At 68.4% G+C, this 20,581-nt stretch carries 19 protein-coding genes; 10 read left to right on the top strand and 9 right to left on the bottom strand.

Features of this window, described 5'->3' with window-relative positions:
* Positions 1-123: 123 nt before the first annotated feature.
* Positions 124-2,118, bottom strand: a complete 1,995-nt coding sequence (gene tkt / locus IAI54_RS18170; RefSeq protein WP_187968528.1) for a transketolase — start codon at positions 2,116-2,118, stop codon at positions 124-126.
* A 332-nt stretch (positions 2,119-2,450) separates the two neighbouring features.
* Between tkt and IAI54_RS18165 the strand changes: the two genes are divergently transcribed.
* The 3 genes from IAI54_RS18165 (at position 2,451) to IAI54_RS18155 (ending at position 3,472) form a co-directional block, all read left to right on the top strand.
* Entirely contained in the window at positions 2,451-2,672 is a 222-nt protein-coding gene (locus tag IAI54_RS18165; protein WP_187973226.1) for a DUF4164 domain-containing protein, read from the top strand.
* A gap of 7 nt (positions 2,673-2,679) precedes the next feature.
* A complete protein-coding gene (locus tag IAI54_RS18160; RefSeq protein ID WP_187968527.1) occupies positions 2,680-3,054 on the top strand; it encodes a cell division protein ZapA in 375 nt (124 codons plus the stop codon).
* Positions 3,055-3,208: 154 nt separating this feature from the next.
* Complete coding sequence (locus IAI54_RS18155) at positions 3,209-3,472, top strand: DUF2312 domain-containing protein (RefSeq protein ID WP_126701369.1); 264 nt, start codon at positions 3,209-3,211, stop codon at positions 3,470-3,472.
* A gap of 170 nt (positions 3,473-3,642) precedes the next feature.
* On the opposite strand, the gene IAI54_RS18150 is transcribed toward IAI54_RS18155, so the two are convergent.
* From IAI54_RS18150 to IAI54_RS18130, 5 genes are all read right to left on the bottom strand, one after another.
* On the bottom strand, positions 3,643-4,233 hold the full coding sequence (locus tag IAI54_RS18150; protein WP_187973225.1) for a malonic semialdehyde reductase: 591 nt from the start codon (positions 4,231-4,233) through the stop codon (positions 3,643-3,645).
* 108 nt (positions 4,234-4,341) lie between these two features.
* The gene (locus IAI54_RS18145; RefSeq protein ID WP_187968526.1) at positions 4,342-5,667 is read right to left on the bottom strand and encodes an amidase; all 1,326 of its coding nucleotides are present in this window, start codon (positions 5,665-5,667) and stop codon (positions 4,342-4,344) included.
* Complete coding sequence (locus tag IAI54_RS18140) at positions 5,664-7,208, bottom strand: amidase (RefSeq protein ID WP_187968525.1); 1,545 nt, start codon at positions 7,206-7,208, stop codon at positions 5,664-5,666. Before IAI54_RS18140 ends, IAI54_RS18145 begins: the two co-directional genes overlap by 4 nt.
* A 38-nt stretch (positions 7,209-7,246) precedes the next feature.
* Entirely contained in the window at positions 7,247-8,329 is a 1,083-nt protein-coding gene (gene rutA, locus IAI54_RS18135) for a pyrimidine utilization protein A (RefSeq protein ID WP_187968524.1), read from the bottom strand.
* A 281-nt stretch (positions 8,330-8,610) separates the two neighbouring features.
* A complete protein-coding gene (locus IAI54_RS18130) occupies positions 8,611-9,411 on the bottom strand; it encodes a GntR family transcriptional regulator (RefSeq protein WP_187968523.1) in 801 nt (266 codons plus the stop codon).
* A 154-nt stretch (positions 9,412-9,565) separates the two neighbouring features.
* Here IAI54_RS18130 and IAI54_RS18125 point away from each other — a divergent pair, with 154 nt between their 5' ends.
* From IAI54_RS18125 to IAI54_RS18095, 7 genes are all read left to right on the top strand, one after another.
* Positions 9,566-10,807, top strand: coding sequence for an MFS transporter (locus tag IAI54_RS18125; protein WP_187968522.1), 1,242 nt, complete (start codon positions 9,566-9,568; stop codon positions 10,805-10,807).
* Positions 10,808-11,064: 257 nt separating this feature from the next.
* A complete protein-coding gene (locus tag IAI54_RS18120) occupies positions 11,065-12,165 on the top strand; it encodes a sugar ABC transporter substrate-binding protein (protein WP_187968521.1) in 1,101 nt (366 codons plus the stop codon).
* 43 nt (positions 12,166-12,208) lie between these two features.
* A complete protein-coding gene (locus tag IAI54_RS18115; RefSeq protein WP_187968520.1) occupies positions 12,209-13,762 on the top strand; it encodes a sugar ABC transporter ATP-binding protein in 1,554 nt (517 codons plus the stop codon).
* Positions 13,759-14,775, top strand: a complete 1,017-nt coding sequence (locus IAI54_RS18110) for an ABC transporter permease (protein ID WP_187968519.1) — start codon at positions 13,759-13,761, stop codon at positions 14,773-14,775. The genes IAI54_RS18115 and IAI54_RS18110 overlap by 4 nt, the downstream gene beginning before the upstream one ends.
* A gap of 11 nt (positions 14,776-14,786) precedes the next feature.
* Positions 14,787-14,987, top strand: coding sequence for a hypothetical protein (locus IAI54_RS18105; protein WP_187968518.1), 201 nt, complete (start codon positions 14,787-14,789; stop codon positions 14,985-14,987).
* A complete protein-coding gene (locus IAI54_RS18100) occupies positions 14,984-16,417 on the top strand; it encodes an amidase (protein ID WP_187968517.1) in 1,434 nt (477 codons plus the stop codon). Before IAI54_RS18105 ends, IAI54_RS18100 begins: the two co-directional genes overlap by 4 nt.
* A gap of 25 nt (positions 16,418-16,442) precedes the next feature.
* Complete coding sequence (locus IAI54_RS18095) at positions 16,443-16,994, top strand: flavin reductase (RefSeq protein ID WP_187968516.1); 552 nt, start codon at positions 16,443-16,445, stop codon at positions 16,992-16,994.
* Positions 16,995-17,162: 168 nt separating this feature from the next.
* Here the strand turns inward: IAI54_RS18095 and IAI54_RS18090 are convergent, their stop codons facing one another.
* From IAI54_RS18090 to IAI54_RS18080, 3 genes are read right to left on the bottom strand one after another with little or no spacing between them, the layout of a single operon-like run.
* Entirely contained in the window at positions 17,163-19,871 is a 2,709-nt protein-coding gene (locus IAI54_RS18090) for a sensor histidine kinase (protein WP_235679090.1), read from the bottom strand.
* Positions 19,868-20,125, bottom strand: a complete 258-nt coding sequence (locus tag IAI54_RS18085) for a hypothetical protein (RefSeq protein ID WP_187968515.1) — start codon at positions 20,123-20,125, stop codon at positions 19,868-19,870. The genes IAI54_RS18090 and IAI54_RS18085 overlap by 4 nt, the downstream gene beginning before the upstream one ends.
* Complete coding sequence (locus IAI54_RS18080) at positions 20,122-20,505, bottom strand: response regulator transcription factor (RefSeq protein ID WP_187968514.1); 384 nt, start codon at positions 20,503-20,505, stop codon at positions 20,122-20,124. Before IAI54_RS18080 ends, IAI54_RS18085 begins: the two co-directional genes overlap by 4 nt.
* Between the last annotated feature and the right edge of the window lie 76 nt (positions 20,506-20,581).

Genomic DNA, 20,581 nt, shown 5'->3' with positions numbered 1-20,581 from the left:
CAGCCGCGCCACCGCGGCGCCGCCGGCAAATCCGTTCGGCCAGGCCCGTGTCAATCGACAAACACCGGCAGGTCGCGGCCGGCAGCGACGCCATCGGAGTTGCCGGGCGCCGCGCGCGGACGCTCAGGCCGCTTCGTGCAGTCGTTCCTCGACGGCCTTCACCACCGCTTCGGCGGTGATGCCGAAATGGGCGTAGAGATCCTCGTAGCGGCCGCTGGCGCCGAAGCTCTTCATACCGACGAAGATCCCGTCCTGCCCGATCAGCGCGTCCCAGGGCTGGCGGATGCCGGCCTCGATGGCGACGCGGATCGGTGCATTGCCGACGATGGCGGTGCGATACTGCCTGGTCTGCATCGCGAAGCGCTCCATCGACGGAACCGACACGACGCGGGTGGGGTGGCCGTTCGCCTCGAGCTTCTTGCGGGCAGCCAGCGCGATCTCGATTTCCGAGCCCGTGGCGAAGATCGTCACCACGGCATCGTCGCTCGCCGTCTCCAGTTCGTAGGCACCGAAGCCGCAGAGATTTTCCTCGACGTGCTCGGTGCGCACGGCGGGCAGGTTCTGGCGGGTCAGCGCCAGAACCGAGGGACCGGTGGTATCCTCGAGCGCCAGCTGCCAGCACTCTGCCGTCTCGACCGCGTCGGCCGGGCGGAAGACGCGCAGGTTGGGGATGGTGCGCAGCGCGGCCATGTGCTCGACCGGCTGGTGCGTCGGGCCGTCCTCGCCGAGACCGATCGAATCATGCGTCATGACGTAGATCACGCGCAGGCCCATCAGCGCCGACAGGCGGATGGAGGGACGGCAGTAGTCGGTGAAGACGAGGAAGGTGCCGCCATAGGGAATGACGCCGCCGTGCAGCGCCATGCCGTTCATGGCCGCCGCCATGCCGTGCTCGCGAATGCCGTAATAGACGTAGCGTCCGGAATAATCTTCCGCTGAGAAAGGCTTCGTCTGGCTGGTCTTGGTGTTGTTCGAGCCGGTCAGGTCCGCCGAGCCGCCGATCGTCTCCGGAATCGCCGCGTTGATCACCTCGAGGGCGTTCTCCGAGGATTTGCGCGTCGCCAGCTTCGGCTTCTCGGCGGCGAGCTTCTTCTTGTAGTCGGCGATGGCGCTCTCGAATCCGCCGGGCAGTTCTCCGCGCATGCGGCGCTCGAACTCGGTACGAATCTCGCCGCTCGCTGCGGTGAGGCGTGCGTCCCATTCCTTGCGCTCCTTGGTCGAGCGCAGACCGGCCAGCCGCCACATGTCGAGGATGTCGGAGGGCACGACGAAGGGTTTGGCGTCCCACCCGAGCGCCTTGCGCGCACCGGCAATCTCTTCGGCACCGAGCGGCGAGCCATGTGCCTTGTTCGAGCCGGCGCGCGTGGGAGCGCCGAAGCCGATCGTGGTCTTGCAGGCGATCATCGACGGCTTGTCGGACGCCTTGGCCGCTTCGATCGCACGGGCGATCGCTTCGGCGTCGTGGCCGTCGCAGCGCTGGACGTGCCAGCCGGATGCTTCGAAGCGGGCGCACTGGTCGGTCGAGTCGGACAGGGAGATCGGGCCGTCGATGGAGATGCCGTTGTCGTCGAACAGCACGATGAGTTTCGACAGCTTGAGGTGCCCGGCCAGCGCGATCGCCTCCTGGCTGATGCCCTCCATCAGGCAGCCGTCGCCGGCCAGCACGTAGGTGTGATGGTCGACGAGATCATCGCCGAAGCGGGCGTTCATGATGCGCTCGGCCATCGCCATGCCGACGGCGTTGGCGAGGCCCTGGCCCAGCGGGCCGGTCGTCGTCTCGATGCCGGCGGCATGGCCGAACTCGGGATGGCCGGCGGTCCGGGAACCGAGCTGGCGGAACTTCTCGATCTCGCCGATCGTGATGTCCTCGTAGCCCGTCAGGTAGAGCAGCGAATAGAGCAGCATGGAGCCGTGGCCGGCCGACAGCACGAAGCGGTCACGGTCGGGCCAGTGCGGGTGATGCGGGTCGTGCTTCAGGAAGCGCGTGTAGAGCACGGTGGCGATGTCGGCCGCCCCCATCGGCAGGCCGGGATGTCCCGAATTGGCCTTCTCCACGGCGTCCACGGACAGGAAGCGGATCGCATTGGCCATGCGGGCATGATGATCGGAAACGGGCATGGTGGCTCTCTCGTCGCGAAACGGCTGGGTCGGACCACGCAAAGGCCCGCGAAATGCCCCCGAAAAGGCGAGGCGACACATAGCAGGTGCCATTTGCGAGTCAACAAATCCCGGCTCGGCGCGGGGCTGCGTCTGCAGCTTTGGGGCGGAGCGACCCATGCCTGTCGGCGCCTTTGCTGGGGACCGGGACGCGGAGTTTGTTGACGCCCCTTTCATGCGGCGTCTAATCTTTCACGGGTAACGCGCTCGCAACGCGCACGATTCGGGTTCTCCGCGCAGGAACGGCCGTGGAAGCGACACTGAAAGAGGTCATCAACCGGCTCGGCAAGGCCATGGACGTGCTCGAAAACGCGGCGATGGCGCGGATCGAGCAGGGCCAGGACTATGCCGAGGCGGAGGCCGAGGTCCAGCGCATGAACGCCGACCGTTCCCGGCTGGCGCAGGAGCTCGATGCTTCGGAGGCACGTGCCGAGCGTCTGCAGGACGCCAACAAGGAAGTGTCGCGCCGGCTGGTCACCGCCATGGAGACCATCCGAGCCGTCCTCGACAGGTAGGGGTCCAATGGCGCAGGTCACCGTCGTCATCGACGGAAAATCGTACCGGATGGCCTGCGACGAGGGCCAGGAGGATCACCTTCTGGACCTCGCCCAGAAGTTCGATCGCTACGTCGGGCACCTGAAGGCGTCCTTCGGCGAGATCGGCGACCACCGGCTGGCCGTGATGGCGGGCATCATGGTGATGGACGAGTTGTCGGAGCTGCAGCATCGCGTGAAGGGTCTCGAGGCCGAAGTCGCCACGCTGCGCAAGACCCGCGACGAGGCGCTCGCCAAGGCCGATCGCACCGACGCGGCCGTGATCGGAGCCCTTGCCGGGCTGGCGGACCGAATGGAGGCGCTTTCGTCCCGACTGACGACGAAGGATGTGCCCGCCGGCTGAGCTGAACGCCCTGCGGCTTGCCGCATTTGGCCGGCTTCGGGCTTTTGATCGCCGGGCGGCTTGACCCTTCAGACAGCCTGATGCATCGAGACGCCTCGATTTCAGGCGCCGCCCGCACAGAGTCGCGGCGCCATCTTCAAAGCGGAGCACCGACATGGCCGACGAGATCACCGAAGAATCCTCCCAGACGATCGCCGCAGGCCAGCTGCGCGCCTTCATCGAGCGCATCGAACGCCTCGAGGAGGAGAAGCAGACGATCGCCGACGACATCAAGGACGTCTATGCGGAGCTGAAGGGAACCGGCTTCGATGCGAAGGCGGTGCGCACCATCATCCGGCTGCGCAAGAAGGACGCGAACGAGCGGCAGGAAGAAGAGGCGATCCTCGATCTCTACCTCGCCGCGCTCGGCATGGCTTGAACGGCGGTCCGGGCACTGCGGTCGCCCGGCTCTTGCCCGGCTGCGCAGGCAGATGCGCGTGACGACGGGCGGGCATGCCTACGGGTCGTCGAAGGTCCGGCCGAGCCACGCCCTGCCCGACCTTCGCGTCGCAGCGTCGCCCTGACGCTGCGCAAAGTCGGGTCCCGGCCTCAGGCCAGGATGCAGGCCTCGTCGAAGGCCAGCCGCGGCAGCCGGGCGAAATTGCCGGTATCGTCGCCGTAGCCGATGTTGATCAGGAAGTTCACCTTCCAGGTCGTGCCGGCGAAGAAGGCCTCGTTGACGAGATCGGCCTTGAAGCCCGACATCGGCCCCGTATCGAGGCCGGACATCCGCGCCGCCATGATGAGATAGGCCGCCTGCAGCGTGCCGTTGCGGAAGGCGGTCTCCTCGGCGAAAGCCGGGCTCGACGTGAACCAGGGCCTTGCGTCGACATGCGGGAAGAGCTGCGGCAGCTTGTCGTAGAAGGTGGTGTCATGGGCCACGATCGCCGTCACCGGCGCCGACATGGTCTTTTCAAGGTTGCCCGACGACAGCGCCGGCCTGAGCTTCTCCTTGCCTTCGGCCGTGCGGACGAAGACGAAGCGCGCCGGGCTGCAATTGGCCGAGGTCGGGCCCATCCGGGCAAGGTCGTAGATCGCTGGGATCTGCGCGTCCGTCACCGCCCGGTCCTGCCACTTGTTGAAGGTTCGTGCCCTGGTGAAGAGCAGTTCCTCCATGCCGGCTACTCCGGCGTCGATCATCGCGTCCATGATGGTATTCCTTTCGGTCTGCTGTTTCGGGGACTTAGGCGTCGTGGGCCGGTCGCGTAAAGCGCGGCAACGGTGACGCACTGTCCATTTCTTGCGGTCTCATGCCGACGTTCCCCCGGTCGCCTTCGCCTTGCCGACATGGGCGGAAAGCAGCGGCGCGAGGATCGCGGCGCGGGCAATCAGCGCCTTGTCGTCGAAGCGCTGCGCCAGCGCCGTCACCCCGACCGGCATCCCGCCACCCGCGCCGGCAACGGGGAGGTTCAGGCAGGGCACGCGCAGCAGCGTCCACATCGCGTTGAACAGCGGGTTGCCCGGCACTCGGCCGACGGGCGCGATGCCAGGCGCGCTCGGCGCGAGCACGAGGTCGTAGCCGGTGGCGATCGCGTCGAAATCGACCTGCGCCCGCGCGGCGCCGTCATAGGCGGCCTTCAGGTCGGCCAGCGAACGGCCGTCGCGGTTCTCCACCCGATGATGGAAGTCGTCGTGCAGCGCCGCGCCATGGCGGAGCGCGAGATTGCGGAAGGCCTGTGCGCCCTCCCGGTGCAGGATCGTGCGGTGCCAGAGGTCGAGCTGGTCGAAATCCCGCGGCAGGTCGATCCTGGTGACGGCATGACCGGCCTCGCGCAGCCGATCGGCCGCGAGGCCCATCGCGGCGACCGATTCCGGCTCGAGTTCGTCCGCATGCGGCCCGAAGGTCATCGCCACGGAGAGCCGCGCACCCGGTGCAGGCAGCGGCGTCAGCGGCTCGACGATGCCGTAGGCGGTGGCGAGCAGTGCGATGTCGTCGACGCTGCGGCCGTACCAGCCCACCGTGTCGAAGCTGATCGCATAGAGCTTCACACCCTCGCGGCTCACCAGCCCCGCGGTCGGCTTGAAGCCGTAGATGCCGCAGAAAGAGGCCGGGCGGATCGTCGAGCCTCCGGTTTGGGTAGCCAGCGCCAGCGGGACGTGGCAGTCGGCCACCGCCGCGGCCGAGCCCGCGGACGAGCCGCCGGAGGTCCGCGACAGGTCGTGCGGATTGGCGGTCGCGGCGTTTCGGCCGGCCGCTGCGAATTCGGTGGTGTCGGTCTTGCCCAGCACGATGGCGCCGTGCGACCGCAGGATGTCGACCGAAGGCGCGTCGGCTGCCGGCCGGAAACCCCGGTAGAGCGGCGAGTTGTGCGTCGTCGGAAGGTCGGCTGTGTCGAACACGTCCTTCACGCCGACCGGCAGGCCGTGCAGCAGGCCGCGCCTTTCGGCGGAAAGCGCGTCGAGGCGGTCCGCCTGTTCCAGCGCGTCCTCACTGATCGCCAGCCAGGCGCGCAGGTCGCCGTCGCGCGCCGCGATCCGGGCGAGGCAGGATTCGACCAGCGCCCGTGACGTCAGGCTGCCCTCGGCGAGGCGGGCCAGCGCCCCGGTGGCGGTCAGGCGGAACGGCTCGATCATGACCGGAGCCGCGGCGGCAGCGTCTTGTGGTGTGGGGTCGCCGCCTGGAAGGCCACGCCGGCGGCGAGGCACACGGCGTCGGCGCCCGGACGTCCGACGATCTGCAATCCGGTCGGCAGACCCATCGCACCGAACCCCGAGGGCAGCATGAGCGCCGGAAAGCCGGTCAGGTCGAAGATCATCGTGTTGCGCGACAACACCTGCTGGAAGCCGTGCGCGACGCCGTCGACGTCCAAGGTCAGCGTGGCGAGGTCGCCGGGCTCGCCGCCGAGGCCGGGCGTGGCGATCAGGTCGGCGCCCGCCCACTCCATGGCGGCGAGGAAGGCCTCCTGCGCCCGGCGGCGGGTGGCGAGGGCGCGTCCATAGGCGCCGGCGGAGATGTGCATCCCCTGCTCGAGCCGGGCGAGCAGCCCCCTGTCGAAGAGATGGCCCTGCGGATGTCGGGCCTCGTGGTGGGCGGCGAGTTCGGAGAGAAGGATCGTCCAGCCCGCCTCGTGCATCGGCGCGACGTCGACCGGCGGCAGGTCCACGAGTTCCGCGCCGAGCGCCGCCAGGACGTCCAATGCGGCGCGCCAGTTCGCGAGTACCGGGGCGGAGACCAGATCGGTGAACCAGTCTGCGGGCACGCCGATCCGCGGGCCGGAGAGGTCGGGCGTGTCGGTGACGAGTTGCGCGCAGCGCGCGGCGAATGTGGCGTCGGGTGCAGCCACCATGTGCGGCAGCACGAGCGCGATGTCGCGGGCGCTGCGGGTCATCGGCCCGACATGGTCGAGCGTCCAGGACAGCGGCGCCACGCCAGTGCGCGAGACCCGTTCGCGCGAGGGCTTCAGGCCGGTCGTGCCGCACCAGCAGGACGGCACCCGGATCGATCCGCCGGTATCGGTGCCAAGGGCAAAGGGCACCAGCCGTGCCGCCAGCGCCGCGCCCGAGCCGGTCGACGATCCGCCGGTCCAGCGGGAGGCGTCCCACGGGTTGGTGACGGTGCCGTGGCGCGGATTGTGGGGCGAGCCGCAGGCGAATTCGGTCGTCGCAGTCATCGCATAGGGGATCGCGCCGGCGGCGCGCAGCCGCGCCACGACGTCGGCATCCTGTGCGGCGATGCGCTCGCCGGTGAAGAGGGAGCCCGAAGTGACCTTCGCCCCGGCGACGTCGACGATGTCCTTGATCCCGAAGGGCAGCCCCTCGAGTGGCCGCGGCCGGCCCTCGCGCCAGCGTCGCTCGCTGTCGCGCGCCAGATCCGCCGCATCGGGGGCCACGCAGAGGATCGCCTCGGCGCCGGACGGATCGACCGCGGCGGCGGCGGCGAGGTCGGACAGCACGGCGGCGGGCGTCAGCGTGCCGGAAGCATAGGCGGCCAGCAGGTCGGCGCAGCCTGCCATGCGCGCCGGCACCGCGAGCGGTGCCGGCGGCAGGTCGACGGACGCGGAGGGACGACCGTCCGGTGCGGGATCGCAGCGATACGGCCTGTCCGCCAGCGTCGGGTCCACGAGGTCGAGCGGCTCGAACCGCTCGACCCCGGGCAGCGGACGCATAGCGGTCATGCCGACCTCGCTTCAGCTGGGTTCGCTTCGGCGCTGGCTCACTCTGCGGCGAGCGCCGCCGGCGTGCGCGAGACCATCAGCGGCTGGATGTACTGGCCGAACTGGTCGAGCCCGATCAGGAAGTCGTCGAAGGTCAGCATGATGCCCTTGGTGCCCGGCACGGTGCCTGCCTCATCGAGCAGTTTCGCGATCGTGGCGTAGGAACCCACCAGCGTGCCCATGTTGAAATTCACGGCTCCTTCGGGGAGGTTGATGGTCTTGGCGGTCGAGGAGTCGGCGGCCGACTGATCCTTCGACCCCTGGTCCGCCATCCAGGCCAACGCGTCCACGTCCGCCCCGGCCCGGTACTTCTCCCACTTGGCGCGGGCGAGTTCGTCGGTCTCGTCGGCGATGACCATGAACAGCACGTAGGAGCCGACGTCGCGGCCGGTCCTGGCGGCGGCTTCGAGAAGCCGGTGGTTGCTCTCGGCATGCGCCGTCGGGGTGTTGATGCCCGTCCCGAGAATGAAGTTGTAGTCGGCGTACTCGGCCGCGAAGGCCATGCCGCGCGGGCTCTGGCCGGCGGCGACGATCTCGATCTTGTTGGAGGGCGTGGGCTTCATCATGCAGTCCTTCATGGTGAAGTGCTTGCCCTCGAAGGTGCACGAGCCCTTCTCCCAGAGCTCCTGCATGACGTGGACGTATTCGCTCGAATAGTCATAGCGGTAGCCGAAATAGGCATCGCCCGGCCAAAGGCCCATCTGGTCGTACTCGGCCATCTGCCAGCCCGAGACGATGTTGACGCCGAAGCGGCCCGGCGCGATCGAATCGATCGTGGTCGCCATGCGCGCCACGATCGCCGGCGGCAGGGTCAGCACGGCCGTGGAGGCGAAGAGCTTGATGCTCCTCGTGACGGCCGCCAGACTCGCCATCAGCGTGAAGGATTCCAGATTGTAGTCCCAGAACTCCGCCTTGCCGCCGAAGCCGCGCAGCTTGATCATCGACAGCGCGAACTCCAGCCCGTAGCTCTCGGCCTTCTGGACGATCTGCTTGTTGAGCTCGAAGCTCGGCTTGTACTGCGGCGACTCGGTCGAGATCAGCCAGCCATTGTTTCCGATCGGAATGAAGACACCGATGTCCATGGTCAGTTCCCCTTGGTCTCGTGCGGGCGGTGGTGCGAAAGCCAATATGTACGCACTAATGCAAATCTCGCTCCGCGAGTCCAGACGAAATCTGACGTAATTTTGTGCCGTGCCTGCAAAATGGGCAGTCGCTTGTGCGATGCACAACGGGTTGCTGAAGCCGTGGGCGGAGGGGTGACGGAGAGCCCCGGACGATGCGTGCCGGCGCCGGGCTCGCGAGGCGACCGGCGGAATGGAGTCGCCGGCCGTGGCTGCGGCGGGCGCCCGGGATGGTCGGCCGGTCAGGTCCCGGCGCGAAGCGTCGTGGTGTAGGTGAAGCGGTCGGCCGGGAGAATCTGGAAGGCGTATTCGATCAGCCTGCGCCCGGAGCCGTAGTAGCGGCGCGTGACCTGCAGTGCGAGATCGCCGTCGGCGCAGCCGAGCGCTGCGGCGACATGACCCGTCATCGCCACCGGTCTGATGTCCTGCTGGATCTCCTGGATCTTCTCGCCAGTGTATTCCTCGATCAGGTGGAAGATCGCCGACTTGGCGACCGAGAGGTTCCTGACGGCCGGTGCGAGACGGGCGTCGACATAGACCTCGTTCCAGGAGAAGGCGCGCTGCCGGGTCGGTGGGTAACGGACGCCGGTCATGTGAAGAAAGCGCCGGCCGGGCCGGCAGCCGAGCTCCACGGCAAGCTTCCCCTGCGCGGAGATCTCCTGCTTGCTCGAGAAAACGAGCTCCGTCTCGCTGGCGATCTCGAACAGCTCCGATCGGGAATGAGCGATGAAACGCTTGCTTCCGAGGTCGGCGCCCGCCTCGACGCGCGTGCCGACGCCCTTGCGGGCCGACAGGCGGCCGCGGCTGCGCAGGAGGCCGATCGCCTGACGTACCGTCTGCCGGCTGACGCCCAGCGATACCGCCAGGTCGTTCTCGGTGGGCAGCAGCGAGCCGATGCCGAACTCGCCGCTGGCAATGCGCGCTTCCAGATGATGCGCGACCTGGAGGTAGAGCGGAGCCGTGGTGACCTCCGGCTTCCAGCTGCCATCGTCGCGCGGTTCGCTGTCATGGGCTTGCGCCGCCGACGTCTCCGCTTCCGTCATTCCGTCCTCCCGGCTGACGTGTTGACCAGCTTTCGGGGGCCGGCGCAATTCAAAATGGGTACGAGTGTCCGTTTCGATCGGCCCTGTTGCAGTTTGCGGCCCCTTCGGTTAGTACGTACTTATACCGAAGACATGGTTTGCAGGCACTCTTCTCATGGCCGAAATCACCGCCGGCAGCGCGGACAGTGCGCGCGCGTCACGGCTTCTGCCGGTGCTGGGAGCTGCGACTCTCGTTCAGGTCGCGGCCACCGCGAGCGTGCTCGCGCTGACTGCCATCGCGCCGGCCGTCGCCGGGGATCTCGGCGTCGGCGCGCACTGGATCGGCTACCAGATCAGCCTGATCTACACCTCCGGCATGATCGCGTCGGCGGTCGCCGGCGGCCTCGTGCGGCGGCACGGGCCGGTGCGGGTGGAGCAGATGGCGCTCGTCTGCTTCATCCTCGGTTTCCTCGGCATCGCGACCGGACGCTTCCCCGTCATCGTTCTCGCGTCGCTTCTGATCGGCGTCGGTTACGGCCTCAACAATCCGGCGGCGTCGGAATTGCTCAGCCGCGTCACGCCACCGGAGCGGCGCAACATCGTTTTCTCGATCAAGCAGAGCGGCGTGCCGCTCGGCGGCATCCTCGCCAGCTTCGCGCTGCCCTTCCTGACCAGCCTCCTGGGCTGGCACGCCGCGCTCATGATCGGTGCCGCGGCGCCTGCCTTCGTGCTGGTGCTCTGCTTCACGCTCACAGCCGCCGAGCCGCTGGCGGCCGGCGCGGGGGAGTGGGGCAGGGGCCTGCTCGCCGAGCAGAGGCTGATCTGGCGCGATCCGGGCCTGCGCGCGCTCAGTCTGCTCGGCTTTGTCTATTCCGCTCTGCAGCTGTCCATCTCGGCCTTCGCCGTGGTGACCCTGGTCCATGACAGCGGCTGGCCGGTGCTGGCCGCCGGGTCGCTCGCCGCCGTGATGCAGTTCGCCGGCGCCTGCGGCCGCATCTTCTGGGGCGGCGTCGCGAACAGGATCGGCGGCGGCTTCCTGACGCTCGGGCTGCTCGGCCTGATCGGTGGTGCGGGCTGCGCATCGCTCTACTGGCTCGGCGCAATGCCTGCGTCGCTTCAGGCCGCGCTTTTCCTGCTGATCGGCTTCGTCTGCATCGGCTGGAACGGCGTGTTGCTGGGGGAGCTCGCCAATGCCGCGCCGGCCTCCGGCGTCGGCGCCATCACGGGCGCCGCGCTGGTCTACACCTTTCTGGGCGTCATCGTGGGACCGTCCAGCTTCGCGACCCTCTACACGCTCCTCGACCATTATGGCGCAAGCTTCCTCGTCTTCTCGCTCTTCGGCTTCGCGGGCATGGCGATCGGCTTTGCGGCGCATTTCCGGCAGTGCCGTCGCCGGATGTCGTCCCTGCAGGAATAAGTCCGTACAAAGCATCCGGCGACCGATGCTGCGCTGCGGTAGCCGTGCGTCTCTTGTGCTCTCCGTTGTCGTCCGTATCTTCGACGTAGCCCGCATCTTGAGCCTGCCTTACGGCATCTGCCCGTGATTTGTGCAGTGCAAAAATTGCATTCAGATCACGTTGACTCGTTGCGGTTTATGTACGTACATTGTCAGACATCACGTTGCACTACAGCCGTACAACAGCCCGATCAGGGGCGGGGAACAGGGGAATACTCATGCGTTCGTTTGTCTTCCATGCGGCCTTCGCCCTGGCGGGGGCAGTCGTTCCGGCCGTACCGGCCCTTGCCGATCCGATGGCGGATGCGCTGGCGCTCATCGCCGAACACGAGAGGATGCCGGCCTTCGAGGCGCCGGGGGATGCCTTCGACGCCAAGGCCTGCATGGCCGGCAAGAAGGTCCTGTCGATCCCGATCTCCATGACCATCCCGTTCAACGTGGAACTGCAGAAGGCGATGGCCTCCGCGGCAGCGGAAGTGGGCTTCACCTATACGACCTGGGACAACCAGCTGAAGGTCGACCAGTGGATCCAGGGCGTCTCCCAGGCGATCAGCCAGAAATACGACGTGGTCGACATCGCCGGCGGGCTCAACCCGGAATGGCTCGGGCCGCAGCTGAAGGAAGCGCGCGACGCTGGCCTGAAGGTCACCACGACGCATCTCTACGACGTCACGCAGGAGCAGATCGCCGCCGTCGACTATTCGGCCAAGGTCGACTTTACCGGTGCCGGTGAACTGCTGGCCGCCTGGGCCTTCGCCAAGACCGACGGCAAGCCGAACGTGCTGATCATCGGCTCTTCGGACGTGCTGCCGTCGATCCCCTTCGTCGAGGCGATCCAGAAGAAGCTCACGGAACTCTGCCCGGACTGCAAACAGAAGCATCTCGACGTGCCGGTCTCCGAATGGGCGACCAAGATCCAGCCCGGCGTCCAGTCGGCGCTGCTCGCCGATCCCGGCATCAACTACATCCTGCCGATCTACGATTCCATGTCGCAGTTCGTCATCCCGGCGTTGCGCATCACCGGCTCGGAAGAGGCGGTCAAGCTCGCGAGCTTTAACGGCACGCCCTTCGTGCTCGACATGGTGCGCGACGGCCAGGTGCAGATGGACATCGGCGAAAGCCTCGGCTGGGCCGGCTATGCCGCCATCGACAACATCATGCGCATGATGTGCGGGCTGCCTTCAGCGGCGAAGATGAACGTGCCGCTGCTGATCTTCGACGAGCGCAACGTCGAGACCGCCGGGGTGCCCGCCAACTTCAACGACGGCTACGGCGACGCGCATCTCGACGGTTTCCGCAAGCTCTGGAAGCTGCAGTAGCCGCGGCAACACCCCGAACGGTCCCTTTCCGGAAAGCGAGACCATGACCCGGAACGCCGTGCTGGACATGAACGACATCCGGATGCGGTTCGGCAGCCACTACGCGCTGAAGGGCGTGTCGCTGTCGGTCCGCCGCGGCGAGGTCTTCGGCCTGCTCGGGCAGAACGGCTCGGGCAAGTCCACCATGATCAAGGTGCTCGCCGGTTTTCACCAGCCCGAGCCGGGGTCGCAGATCGTGTTGTGGGGGCGCCCCATGCCCCTGCCGCTCGATCCGGTGGACATCAAGCGGCGCGGCGTGGCCTTCGTCCACCAGCATCTCGGCCTCGTACCCTCGCTGACGGTCGTGGAGAACATGCGCGTGGCGGCGCTCGGGCAGAAGACGCCCTGGTTCGTCTCCTGGCGCAAGGAAGGCGCGCGGGTGGCGAAACTCTTCGCCGAGTTCGGCCTGTCCATCGATCCCTTCGAGACTGTCGCCAACCTGCCGCCCGTCGAGCGCGCCTTCGTGGCCATCATCCGCGCCTTCGAGGATCTGCGTGCGTCCGATGCCGGCCATGGCGGCGAGGGCATCCTGATCCTCGACGAGCCGACGCCCTTCCTGCCCGCGGCCGACGTCCAGCGCCTGTTTTCGCTGATCCGCTCGATCGTGAAGACCGGCGCCTCGGTCATCATCGTCACCCACGACATCGACGAGGTGCTCGACATCACCGACCGCGTCGCGATCCTGCGCGACGGCGAACTGGTCGACGTCCTCGACACCGGCACCACGCAGCGCCAGACCATCCTCGACACGATCGTCGGCCTGCGCGTCGACGCCTTCGCCAAGGCGCGGATGGCCGAGGGCCGGGCCGCCGCGGCGGTCGAGGTGCGTGGGCTGTCGGACGGGCGTCACCCTCCCTTCGATCTGACGATCCGCGAGGGCGAGACGCTCGGCGTCACAGGCCTCATCGGCTCCGGCTTCGCGGCGGTGCCCTATCTCCTCTACGGCGCCCGGCGCGGCGTCGGCACGATCTCAGTCGGCGGGGCTACGGCCAACCTGGCGCGCATGACGCCTCACACGGCGCAGGGCCTCGGCATCGCCTTCCTGCCGGGCGACCGGCTGGGCGCGGCCGGCGTCGGCACGCTCGACGTCACCGACAACATCACGCTGCCCGTGCTGCCCGCGCATCTCTCTTCTCTGGGACTCGACCGTCGCGGCATGGGCCGCGAGGCGCTGCGCCTGTCGCGGGAGCACGACGTGCGCCCGCTCGACCCCGGCCTGCCGCTCGGCGCGCTGTCGGGCGGCAACCAGCAGAAGGTGCTGCTGGCGAAATGGCTGCAGCTCGGGCCGAAGCTGCTGCTGCTCGACGAGCCGACCCAGGGCGTCGACTACGGGGCGCGCCAGCAGATCTTCAAGGCGCTGGACAAGGCCGCCGCGCAGGGCACGGCGATCCTCTGCGCCTCGACCGACAACGAACAGCTGGAGCAGATCTGCGACCGCATCATCGTCTTCGCCCGCGGACGCCCGGTGGCGGAACTGTCGGGCGACGCGATCACCCGCAAGGCGATCGCCGAAGCCTGCTTCAACAGCGAAGCCCCTCTCACGGAGGCCGCCGAATGACGTCGATCGATCTTCCCACGGACAAGCCCTTGGCCGGCACCGCGTCCCGGCGCGCCTTCAACTGGAAGAAGGAGACCGAGCGTTTCGCCCTCGTCGGGGCCTGGCTGCTGCTCGTCGTCATCTTCGGCATCCTGATGCCGGACTCCTTCCTGAGCTGGCGCAACTTCTCCACCATGTTCGGCTCGCAGGCCGTGCTCGTCATGCTCACGCTGGCGCTGGTCGTGCCGCTCACCTCGGGCGACTTCGACCTGTCGGGCGCCTCGATCCTGACCATGAGTTCGATGCTGATCGCCGTGCTCAACGTGCGCGAGGGGATGCCCATCGTGCCGGTGATCGTCATCGCGCTGTTCGCCGGCGCGGTGATCGGCGCCGTCAACGCCTTCTTCGTGCTCTGTTTCCGCATCCACTCGCTGATCGTGACGCTCGGCATCGGCACCTTCGTCAACGGCATGGTGCTGTGGCTCAGCGCCTCGCAGACGATCTCGGGCGTCTCGATGGACCTCGTCTCGTGGGTCATCATCTACCGCCTGTTCGGCATCCCGCTCGCCTTTTTCTACGCCCTGATCCTGGCTGCCGCGATCTGGTACGTGCTCGAATTCACCATTCCCGGTCGCAAGCTGCTCTTCGTCGGGCGCGGGCGCGAGGTGTCGCGGCTGAGCGGCATCGACGTCGACCGCGTGCGTGCCGTCTCCTTCGTCGTGTCCGGCGTGATCGCGGCGCTGGCGGGCGTCATGTATGCCGGCATGACCGGCTCGGCCGACCCGCTGTCGGGGCTGAGCCTCCTTCTGCCGGCTTTTGCCGCCGCCTTCCTCGGCGCCACGACCATATCGCCGGGGCGCTTCAACGCCTTCGGCGCGGTGATCGCGGTCTATTTCCTCGTCACCGGCATCACCGGGCTCACCATGATGGGCGCCGACGCCTATGTGCAGAACCTCTTCTACGGTGGCGCGCTGGTGATCGCGGTGGCCCTCTCGCAGCTGGTGCGCAACCGCCAGCCGCAGGACTTCAGCTGAGGCGCAGCGCCATGACACCCGACATCTGGACCGCCATCTGCCGGCTGCATCTCGGCCGCGATCCCAACCCGGCCGAAGAGGGCGCCATGGCCGGCCAGGCCGAGCGCGCCGCGCACCGGATCGGCGGCTGGCGCGCGGGGAGCGACAATCCCCTCTTCGCCGTCGAGCCGGCGCACTGGGTCGCCGCGATGCGGGAGCGGGCGAAGCCATGACCGCCGCCGCCGTCGCCCCGGGCGAACCCGCGGGCCTCGCCGAGGCCACCGCCGCGATCCGCGAGCGCCGCATCTCGTCGGTCGAACTGACGCAGGCCGCGCTGGCGCGCGCGCAAGCGCTGCAGCCCGCGCTCAACGCCTTCATCGCCATCGAGGCGGAGGCGGCACGCGCCGCCGCGCAGGTGGCCGACGAGGCCGTGGCCGCCGGCCGGCCGCTCGGCGCCCTGCACGGCGTGCCGTTCGCCCACAAGGACATGTACGACCGCGCCGGCCGGATCACCGGCTGCGGCTCGGCGATCCGCACCGGACATGTCGCGTCGACCACCTCGACCGCCATGACGCGGCTGGAGGCGGCCGGAGCCATCAGCATCGGCCGGCTCAACATGTCGGAATTCGCCATGGGACCGACCGGCCTCAACGCCCATCATGGCCGAGCCTGCAACCCCGCCGATCCCGAGCGCGTGACCGGCGGCTCGTCGAGCGGGTCGGGTGCCGCCGTCGGCGCGGGCATCGTGCGCGCCGCGCTCGGCTCCGACACCGGCGGCTCGATCCGCCTACCCGCCGCCTGCTGCGGCGTCGTCGGCATCAAGGCCACGCAAGGGCGCGTCAGCCGGCATGGCGCGATGCCGCTCTCCTTCAGCCAGGACTGCATCGGCCCGCTCGCCGCCTCGGTGGCGGACGCCTGGCTGGTGCTGCGCCTGATCGCCGGACCCGACGGCCTCGACCCGACCTGCATGGATGCGGCCCCGCTCGGCGCGCTGCGCGAGGATTTGTCGGACCTGCACATCGGCATCGGCGGAGGCATGTTCGCCGAAGGCCTCGCGCCGGAGGTCGCCGCGGCCATCGCGGATGCCGCGCGGGTGCTTTCGCCGCTCGCCGCCACCGTCGCGCCGGTCGGGATGCCGGACCTCTCGGCGGTCGCCGAACTCGCCAACGTGGTGGCCATGTCGGAAGCCGCCGCCGTGCATTTCGACTGGCTGCGCGACCGGCCGCAGGATTACGGCCCGCAGCCGCGCATGCGGCTCGCGCAGGCGCTCGCCATTCCCGCGCCGCTCTACGTGCGGGCGCTGCAGATCCGCGCCGTGATGCTGTCCGAGTTCATCGACACCGTCTTCTCGCGCTGCGACGTGCTGGTGGTGCCGGCGATGCCCTTCCTGCCGCCGCTGTCGGCCGAGGTCGACGTCGGCGACGATCCGCGCATGAACGCGGTGGTCTCGGCGATGACGAGCTTCACGCGCCCCTTCTCCTATCTCGGCCTGCCGGTGGTGACGCTGCCCGGCGGGCGCAGCGCCGGCGGCCTGCCGGTCGGGCTGCAGATCGTCGCCGCGCCCTGGCGGGAGGACCTCGCCGCATCCGTGGCGGCAAGGCTCGAAACCGCGCTGGCGCTCGGCAGCTTCGCGCGCCCGCTGACGCTGCGGCCGGCGGCCTGAATCTCTCACCTGTGGACTGAAGGACATGACCATGAACTCAATGCCCGATCCGAAGTCGCTCGAGACGACGACCCCGGGGATCGACGCGGCCGCGTTCCGCAACGCGATGGCGCGGCTCGGCGCGGCGGTGAACATCATCACCACCGACGGGCCGGGCGGCAAGGCCGGCTTCGCGGCCTCGGCGGTGACCAGCGTCACCGACGCGCCGCCGACGCTGCTCGTCTGCCTCAACCGGTCGGCCTCGGTCTATCCGGCCTTCTCGCGCAACCAGGCGGTCTGCGTGAACACGCTGCGCGGCGGCCAGGAGGCGCTGTCGGGCCTGTTCGGCGGCAAGACGCCGGTCGAGGAGCGTTTCGCGGCCGCCAGGTGGACCACCGGCGTCTCCGGCGCGCCGATCCTCGAAGGTGCGATCGTCTCCTTCGACTGCATCGTCGCCAGCAGCGTCGACGTGGGCACCCATCAGGTGCTGTTCTGCACCGTGCTCGACGTGCGCGAGGGCGGCGAGGACCCGGCGCTGATCTACTATCGGCGCGGCTACCACACGGTCGGCCAACCGCAGCCTGAAGAAGCTGCCTGACGAAATCGACGAGGCCGCCGCCGACACGGGTGTGTCCGTTCGAAATCCTGGAGCCTGGGGTTGTCCGACGTGTCGACCGTGAAGCCCTCGACCGCCCGAGCCGGGCGATGATGACGTTCGAACGGGAGATGGACTCCGGACCGGTCGTCTTCGCGGTCCCCGGGACCCTCAGGACGGTCGCCTGGCAGGCGGGTTCTGGTGCAGGGGAATCGTCAGCACGAACTCCGCGCCGCCGCTGGCGGGGCTCGCCAGGTCCAGCGTGCCGCCGAAGCGCTCGACGATCTGGCGGCTGATCGCCAGCCCGAGCCCGGCGCCGACCTGGCGCGGCATGGGACCCCTGGCGAACTTGGCGAAGATCCGTTCCCGCTCTCCCTCGGGAATGCCGGGGCCGTTGTCGGCGATGCGGGCCTCGTAGACGCCCTTGCGCAAGGCTGTGGTTACGGTCACCTGCGGGCTGGCACTGGTGTTGTAGCGTATGGCGTTCGAGATGAGATTGATGAAGACCTGCGCCAGCCGGTCCTCGTCGCCGTCCACGACGGCCTTTGTCGCGCGTGCGCGCCGCCTCATCGCCACATGGGCCGCCTGTGCCAGTGCCTCGCAGCTTTCCATCGCCCGGTCCAGTGCGGCCTCAGGATCGAAGGGCCTGCTGTCCCAGCCCAAGGCGCCGTTCTCCAGCCGGTTCAGATCCAGGATGCCGTCGAGCAGGCGCGTCAGCCGCAGGCTCTCGTTCTGGATGATGCGCAGGTAGCGGTCCATGTCCGCGGCCGGAAGGTCCGGGTTCGACAGGAGGATATCGCTGAAGGAGCGGATCGAGGTCATCGGCGTGCGCACCTCGTGACTCACATGGCTGAGAAAGTCGTCCTTCTGCGTGTCGATTTCGCGCAGCCGCGCGTTGGCGCGGGTCAGTTCGGCGGCCGCAGCCTCCAGCTGCCGGGAATTGCGTTCCAGTTCGGCGGAGTAGGCGCGAATCTGCTCGGTCTCGTCGGCGAGACGCCGGAGTTCGTCGACGCTGATGCTCTCGCTGGACACCACGCTCGAGACCAGTGCGCGCGCCGTCGCGGCGCCCACGCTGGCGCCGAGCCGGTGTTCGACCTGCGAAATGAGATCGTCGCTGGCGACCGCATGGGGGTCGCGCGTCGTGCCGGCGGGAAACAGCGCGAGGGCCTCGGATGTCCCGAGGACCCTGTCGGCGATCTGCCGGAGTTCGGCGACGCGTGCGATCCGCCGGATGACGCTGATCTCGCCTTCGGTCTGGCGGCGGAAGACGTCGATGAAGAGACGCGACTGATAGCGGGCGAGCGGCGTCGGCTCGGTCGCCATGGAGACGCCGACGAAGAGGGTGACGTTGGCCAGCATGCTCCAGATGACGGCGTGGACGAGGCTGTCGAAGCGGTCGAGCCCGAACAGGGCGTGCGGGCGGAGCCACTCCAGTCCCCAGGGTCCGTCGCGGATCATCGTCGCACTCATCACGAAGCTGTCGCCGAAGCTCGGCAGGAACAGGGCGTAGAGCCAGACGGCGAAGCCGGCCGCGATGCCGGCGATGGCGCCGCGCTCGGTTGCCCGGCGCCAGTACAACCCGCCCACGAGGCTCGGAAGAAACTGCGCCACCCCGCAAAACGAGATCAGGCCGATGGCCGCCAGCGCCTCGGAAGTGCCGCTCAGCCGGAAGTAGAGGAAGCCGAGCAGGATGATGAAGACGATGCTCGCACGCCGGGCGCCGAGGATGAAGCTGCGCATCATCTGCGCGCTCGCCTCGGGCACCAGCGAGAATCGCAGCGCGAGCGGCATGACGAGGTGGTTCGAGATCATCGTCGAGAGCGCGATCGACGAGACGATGACCATCGAAGTCGCCGACGAGAAGCCGCCGAGGAAGGCCAGCATGGCGATCGTCTCCTGCCCCGCGCTCAGCGGCAGGGTCAGGACGAAGAGGTCGGGGTTCGACCCCGCGGGCAGGCGGCCGAGGCCGGCCAGCGCGATCGGCACGACGAAGAGGCAGATCAGGAAGAGGTAGGCGGGAAACAGCCATGAGGCGGTGCACAACTGGCTCTCGCTGGAATTCTCCACCACGGTCACCTGGAACTGGCGGGGCAGACAGATCACGGCGGCACCGGCGAGGAAGCACAGCGTCACCCAGCGCGTGCCGAACGTGTCTTCCGGATCGAGCAGGCTCACCGGCGCGTGCGCGAAGGCGCCCGCGGGCAGGTTGCCGACGCTGGAGACGACCCACACGCCCACCACCAGCAGCGCGACCAGCTTGACGACCGCCTCCAGCGCGATCGCCGCCACGACCCCCTGGTGCCGTTCGTTGACGTCGATGTTGCGCACGCCGAAGACGATCGAGAAGACGCACAGCCCCGCGGCCACCCAGAAGGCGGTGGAATAGTCGGGCGCGAGCGGGATGTTGGCGGCGGTCACCGCTCCGGCGTGAAAGGTGATGACCTGGTAGCTGGCGGTCAGCGCCTTGAGCTGGAGCGCGATGTAGGGGGCGGTCGCGACGAGGGCGACGACGGTGACGAGGGCTCCGAGCACGGGGTTCTTGCCGAAGCGCGCCGAAATGAGGTCGGCGATCGACGTCGTGTGGTGGATCCGGCCGATGGTGACCAGCTTGCGCAGGAAGACCCACCAGCCGACGAAGACGATCGTCGGGCCCAGATAGATGGTGACGAACTCCAGACCGTTGCGCGCGGCCGAGCCGACCGCGCCGAAGAAGGTCCAGGACGTGCAGTAGATCGAGATGGAGAGCGTGTAGACCAGCGGCGAGGAAAGCCAGCCGCCCTGGTCCTTGCGGGCGCGGCGGTCGCCGGCGAACGCCACCGCGAACAGGATCAGCACGTAGACGAGGCAGACGAGGATGACGACGTCGGCGGGCAGCATCATCGCCTGCCAGCCGTGCCCGCCGGGTCTGCGGGTTCGTCGCCCTCCGGCTGCAGCCGCCGGGAGACGATCCAGGCAGCGAGTATGATGGCGGCCCACACTCCGAACAGGTAGAGCACGATCAGCGGCACGCCAGCGACGGATACCGGCGCCGCGAAGATGTAGACGATCGGCGGAAACAGCAGGACGACGCTCACGAAGGGCAGGATCGCCGCGGCGTCGCGCGCACCCCGGTTCTCCCGCTCGAGGGTCTTCATGTCCTGATCGCCAGGTTCCGCACCTGCGCCACCACGTCGGCATTGGCGAAGGGCTTGGTGATGAAGGCGCTTGCGCCCATCTCCTCGGCGCTCTTGCGGTCCGTCGCCTGCCCCTTCGCCGTCAGCACGATCACCGGGAGCCCCGATAGTCCTGGATCGGCCCGGACGGCCTTCAGCACGTCGAAGCCGTTCAGTCCCGGCAGCATGACGTCGAGCACGACTGCATCGTAGTGACCGCTCCGCATTCGCCGCAGAGCGTCCGCGCCGTCGCCCGACACGTCCACCGCAAATCCTGCCTGGGCCAGAATGAACCGCAGCGACTCGACGATGTTCGGTTCATCCTCGACGACCAGGATTCTCGCCTGTGTCAAATCCGTCATGCCCTCCCAAGCTCGTCTAGCAGTACAACCTGCGAGAGGCGACTGCCATAGGTCTTTCGTTCCGGCGCCTGACCGC

This window comes from Aquibium microcysteis (assembly GCF_014495845.1).
Classification (GTDB): Bacteria; Pseudomonadota; Alphaproteobacteria; order Rhizobiales; family Rhizobiaceae; genus Aquibium; species Aquibium microcysteis.
Note: the sequence above shows the minus strand (reverse complement) of the source record. Positions and strands in the feature narration are given on the sequence as shown.